Origin of the sequence: Candidatus Infernicultor aquiphilus, assembly GCF_002784285.1 — a bacterium.
Taxonomy (GTDB): Bacteria; Atribacterota; Phoenicimicrobiia; order Phoenicimicrobiales; family Phoenicimicrobiaceae; genus Infernicultor; species Infernicultor aquiphilus.
On sequence record NZ_PFKO01000289.1, the window covers coordinates 1 to 5,511 of the forward strand.

The window sequence follows — 5,511 nt, forward strand, 5'->3', positions numbered from 1 at the left end:
GAAAACTTCCTTTAAAATTTGAAATAGTTAATTGCTCTAATTATCGAGAAGTAGCAGAAGCTATTAAGTCGATGAAAATAAGAGGAGCACCGGCAATTGGAGTAGCAGCTGCCTTTGGCATGGTTTTGGCGGCTAATTCTTCTAAAGCAAGAACTTACCAAGAGTTTGTTCAGGATATAGGAAAAGCTAAAATCTACCTTGCCCATACTCGACCTACAGCAATTAATTTATTTTGGGCTTTAGAAAGAGTGATGAATTTAATTAATATAAAAAAAGACGTTAATTTATTTGAATTAAAAGATTTAATTTTGCAGGAAGCCAAAAATATTGCTCAGGAAGACGTGGAGATTAATAAGAAAATAGGGAGATGTGGATCTTTACTAATCAAAGATGGTGATAGTATTCTTACTCATTGCAATGCTGGAGCTCTAGCTACTGTAGGTTATGGTACTGCTTTAGGAGTAATTCGAACTGCCTTAAAAGAGGGAAAAAAGCTACATGTCTATGTCGATGAAACCAGACCAGTATTACAAGGAGCCAGACTCACTGCCTGGGAATTAATGCGAGATAAAATCCCCTTTACGCTAATTACTGATAATATGGCTGGATTTTTAATGTTAAAAAATAAAGTGAACTTGGTAATAGTTGGAGCAGATCGTATTGCCAGAAATGGTGATGTAGTTAATAAGATTGGAACTTATTCTTTATCTATTTTAGCTCGAGAAAATAAAATTCCCTTTTATGTGGCTGCTCCCCTATCAACTATTGATCTCTCTTTAAAGTCGGGAGAGGAAATTCCCATTGAAGAACGAGATCCCGATGAAGTTACCCATATTTTAGGAAAGCAGATAGCTCCTACTGGAACGAAAGCGTTTAATCCAGCTTTTGATCTTACTCCACATCGTTATATAGGTGCTATTATTACCGAAAAAGGAATTATCAGGAAACCTTATGAAAAGAATATTAAAAAAATATTTATTAGTTAGCTAGTTAGCTAGTTGCCCGGTTAGTTAGTTTTTTAAGTTCCGGTAAATCGTTATCTAGTCAAATTTAACCAATTAACTATGTAACCAACTAACCAACTAACTAAACACAGGAGGAAAAAATTGGATTCAGATAAATTTATTATTACCGGAGGGAAGAGATTAGAAGGTAGTGTAGAAATATCAGGAGCGAAAAATTCTGCTCTATCTATTATGGCTGCTACCCTATTAACCAAAGATGTTTGTATTTTAAGAAATATACCTCATCTTACTGATGTTGATACTATGATAGCAGTAATAAGAAAATTAGGGATTAAAGTGGAATGGAAAGAAGATAATACGCTTTATATCGATTCTGATTATTTTAATAATTATGAGGCCCCTTATGAGTTAGTTAAAAAGATGAGAGCTTCTATTTTAGTTATGGGACCACTCTTGGCTCGTTTGAATAAAGCGAAGATATCTTTGCCGGGAGGTTGTGCTATCGGTGCTCGCCCAGTTGATTTTCATATCAAGGGTTTTGAAACTTTAGGTGCTCAAGTTGAAGTTGAGAAGGGCTATATTAAAGCAGAGGTCAATAAATTAAGGGGGGGTGATATATACTTAGATTTCCCTAGTTTGGGAGCGACCGAAAATATAATGATGGCTGCTTCTTTAGCTGAAGGGGTTACTAAAATTGAGAATGCTGCCAAGGATCCTGAAGTAGTAGAATTAGGAAATTTTTTAATAAAAATGGGAGCTAAAATAGAAGGTTTAGGAACTGATTTGATTAAAATAAATGGAGTAAAAAAATTAAACGGAGTTGATTATAATATAATCCCTGACCGAATAGAAGCAGGTACCTATATGATAGCAGCAGCTATCACAAGCGGGGATATTTTAATAGAAAAGATCGACCCTTTATTAATAAAACCGCTAATAGTAAAATTAGAAGAAGCTGGCGTAAAAATTAAACAAGAGAAGGATTTTATCGAAGTGATAGGACCCAATAGTATTAATGCGGTGGATATTAAGACCTTGCCTTACCCAGGATTTCCTACTGATATACAACCTCAGTTTATGGCTTTAAGCTGTGTGGCAAAGGGAACAAGCGTTATTACCGAAACCGTATTTGAGAATAGATTTGCTCACACTGGAGATTTGATAAGAATGGGAGCAGATATTAAGGTGGAAGGGCGTAGTGCTATTATCAAGGGTGTAAAAAAATTAAGTGCTGCTCCGGTAATGGCTTCAGATTTAAGGGGTGGAGCGGCATTAATATTAGCTGGTTTAGTAGCAGATGGAACTACTGAACTAAGTAGAATTTATCATTTAGATAGAGGATACGTAAATTTAGAGAAGAAGCTAACTGCTTTAGGCGCAGATATTCACCGAGTGGAAGAATAATATAGTCGTTATTTTTTAGTAGTATTCAGAAGTCAGAAGCCAGAAGTCAGAAGTCAGAAAAAAATATCGTATTTCGTATATAGTATATCGTATATCGCGAGGAAAACAAAAGAGGAAAAAGTAGGGGCGTATTGAATACGCCCTAATAGCTAAATTTAGGCAAGGGGGAAAGATAAATATGCTAGGAATGGACAGAAGTCTGGGCATAGACCTGGGAACTGTAAGCGTCTTAATCTATCAGAAAGGGAAGGGTATTGTTCTTCAAGAACCTTCAGTAGTGTCAATTTTAAGAGATAGCGGAAAAGTCTTAGCTGTTGGAGAAGAGGCAAAGAATATGTTAGGGAAAACACCGGGGAATATAATTGCTATTCAACCTATGAAGAGTGGGGTTATTGCTGATTATGAAATAACCGAAAAAATGTTGAGTTATTTTATAAGGAAAGTTTGTGGTGATAGTAAAATATTCCGTCCTGAAGTAGTAATTTGTGTACCTTCAGGAGGGACTGAAGTAGAAAAAAGAGCAGTGTTAGAAGCAACTATGCAAGCTGGAGCAAGGAAAGCTTATTTAATTGAAGAACCAATTGCCGCCGCTATTGGAGCTGGTCTGGATATCAGTGAACCTTATGGTAATATGATTATTGATGTGGGCGGAGGAACTTCTGATATTGCAGTTATATCTTTGGGTGGGATTGTGGTTAGTGAATCATTGAGAGTAGCTGGTAATAACTTTGATGAAGATATTATAAAATATATTAAAGAAAAATATAGTTTAATGATTGGTGAAAAAAGTGCGGAAACCTTAAAAATAGAAATTGGTACGGCAATGGAATTAAAAGAAGAATTATTCACCGACATAAGAGGAAGAGATTTGGTATCTGGTTTACCAAAGAGTATTTCCATTGGATCTAATGAAATATTAGAGGCAATTTCTAATTCATTAAAGACGATAATAGAAGGGGTTAAAATAGTTATGGAGAAGATTCCTCCTGAATTAGCTTCTGATATCGCTGATAAAGGAATTATTATCACCGGAGGAGGTGGATTATTAAGAAATTTTGATCAGTTATTGAGTAAAGTAACTGGTGTTCCTGCTTATTTAGCCGAAAAACCAATTTCTTGTGTAGCTTTAGGTGCAGGGAAAGTTTTAGATAATATCCATGTTTTAAAAAGTGGATTGATAAGTATGTATAAATAAATTGATCAATGAATATAGTTAACCGGTTAGTCGGTTTATTGGTTAATTAGTTAATTTGATTTTATTTCCTTAACCAGCTAACCAGCTAACCAATTAACCAACTAACTAAATACGAGATACGAGATACAATTTTTTGATCAAGAAGGTAAAAAATGAAGCTAAAATTAAATAAAAATTTTTTTATCAAATTTGTTTTTATCTTACTAATTATGTTTATTATAGGAATAAATATGACCTCTAGTCAAAGTATTTTTATGCCTGTTTCAGAAATAAAGCCAGATATGAAAGGGATAGGAAAGACAGTTTTTCATGGAACAAAAATAGACACTTTTCAAGTAGATATTATTGATATAGTTAAAGGAGAAAGCGGAATTACTAACTTTATATTGGCCTATTTAAGTGGAGATAAGATTGAAGAGAGTGGCGGAATCTCAGAAGGGATGAGTGGAAGTCCAGTTTATATAAATGGTAGATTGATTGGAGCTATATCTTACGCTTGGGAAATGAGTGAACATAATCTCTGCCTCATAACTCCTATTCAAGAAATGTTAAGAATGCTTAACCTAACCTATAATTATAATCAGGTTACCTCACCAGTATACCAGATTAAGAATTCTTTACAAGACGAAATTACCTTTTATCCCATAATTTCACCGGTTATTATAAGTGGTATTAAAGGTAGATCCTTGGAGAGATTAAGTAATTCTATAAAAAAATTTAATATTATACCTATTCAAGGTGTTATGGTTAATGAAACTGATCAGGTAGAACTTCAAGGGGTGGGAGAAAGATCTTCCAATGAAATAGAAGCTGGTTCGGCTATAGGAATACAGTTAACCCGAGGAGATGTTAATATTATCTCTATCGGAACAGTTACTTATCGAGAAGGAAATAAGATTTTAGCCTTAGGGCACCCCTTTTTAAAAAAGGGAGAAGTATCCTACCTTCTTTCTGCAGTATATATTTATCACAGTTTACCTAACCTAATTATGCCTTTTAAATTGGGTTCTCCTTTAAATTTAGTAGGTAAAGTCGTTCAAGATAGGGAAGCAGGGATATTAGCGATACTAAATTCTTATCCCCCAGTAATTCCACTTAAAATACAGGTAACCAATATTGATTCAGGTCTATCTTACCAAATGGGGATACAAATGGTAAATAATTATGATTTGTTAGAACCTTTAATTTCTAATATAACTGTGCAGGCTGTTGACAATGCCCTTGATAGAATAGGGGCAGGTACTGCTCAAGTGGAAATAAAGATAAAGGGAAAAGAAGAGGGGGAAGAACTTTACCGGGAAAATATGTTTTACAGTTCAGATGATATAGCTACAAAAGTGGTTACTGAGATTCCTGAAATTATCGATATAATTTTGAATAATTATTTAAAACCAGTTGATTTGACGGCTATAAATATCAATATTAAAATAGATAGTAAAAAGAAAATAGGTAAGTTAGAAGAAGTGATATTAGAAGGTTCTTCTTTTAAACCGGGAGATTTAATTAAAGCCAGGATTAAAATCAGACCTTTTCGGGAAGAATTAATTGAAAAGATGTTGACTATTCAACTTTCTTCGCATCTATCTTCAGGCGAAGCTACATTAATAGTTAGGGGAGGAGATTTGGATAATCAACCAGAAGAACAATTGTATAATGATAGTAATAAAAAGGCTTATAAAAGTATAGAAGAAATCTTTAAAGATATTTCTGATAAGCCAAAAGGTAATCAAATTATGGGAGAAATAATTATATACTCCGATGAATTACCCTCAGAAGAAAAATATAATAGTAACGATTTAAAGAAAGAAAAAGAAAAAAATTTATTAATTTCCAAAATCGAAACAGATATGGTTATAGAAGGATACCTGGAGATACCTTTTACAATATTAGAAAATTAACCAATTCACCGATTGGCCAATTCGCCAATTAATTGGTAAATTGGTAAAT

At 33.8% G+C, this 5,511-nt stretch carries 4 protein-coding genes; all 4 read left to right on the forward strand.

What is annotated here, in order from left to right:
- A partial coding sequence (mtnA, locus tag COZ07_RS07940; protein WP_406608029.1) for an S-methyl-5-thioribose-1-phosphate isomerase occupies positions 1 to 986 on the forward strand: 986 nt, incomplete at its 5' end.
- A gap of 120 nt (positions 987 to 1,106) precedes the next feature.
- Positions 1,107 to 2,369, forward strand: a complete 1,263-nt coding sequence (gene murA, locus COZ07_RS07945; RefSeq protein WP_406608030.1) for a UDP-N-acetylglucosamine 1-carboxyvinyltransferase — start codon at positions 1,107 to 1,109, stop codon at positions 2,367 to 2,369.
- 178 nt (positions 2,370 to 2,547) lie between these two features.
- A complete protein-coding gene (locus COZ07_RS07950) occupies positions 2,548 to 3,564 on the forward strand; it encodes a rod shape-determining protein (RefSeq protein ID WP_406608031.1) in 1,017 nt (338 codons plus the stop codon).
- A 152-nt stretch (positions 3,565 to 3,716) separates the two neighbouring features.
- Positions 3,717 to 5,462 (forward strand): SpoIVB peptidase S55 domain-containing protein, encoded by a 1,746-nt coding sequence (locus tag COZ07_RS07955; RefSeq protein WP_406608032.1) that lies wholly within the window; start codon positions 3,717 to 3,719, stop codon positions 5,460 to 5,462.
- Positions 5,463 to 5,511: the final 49 nt, after the last annotated feature.